Annotated in this window: 1 protein-coding gene; it reads right to left on the bottom strand. The window is 70.6% G+C overall.

The window, feature by feature from the left end:
- Positions 1-228 (bottom strand): AMP-binding protein (locus tag SB771_RS37580; RefSeq protein WP_410722350.1); only part of this gene is annotated, 228 nt, incomplete at both ends.

The raw sequence follows: 228 nt of genomic DNA, 5'->3' as shown, positions 1-228 counted from the left end.
AGCTGCGCCGGCTCCGCGCGGCACGGCGGATTGTCCGGCAGCGGCGTCCAGCCGGGCAGCTCCTGATCCAGCAGCAGCGTCGCGCCGGAGAATTCGTACCACTGCGCGAGCTGGTCAGAGTGCGTCAGCAGCAGCGCGAGGCCCGTGTCGGCGAGGATGTGATCGATCCGTTCGGCCGGATACGCTGGGTCCAGCGGCACGAACGCCGCACCGGCCTTCAGGATGCCG

The sequence above is a fragment of the Burkholderia sp. SIMBA_051 genome (genome assembly GCF_046534915.1).
Lineage (GTDB): Bacteria > Pseudomonadota > Gammaproteobacteria > Burkholderiales > Burkholderiaceae > Burkholderia > Burkholderia ambifaria.
The sequence above is the reverse complement of the archived record's forward strand: the minus strand, read 5'-3'. Positions and strand labels throughout refer to the sequence as shown.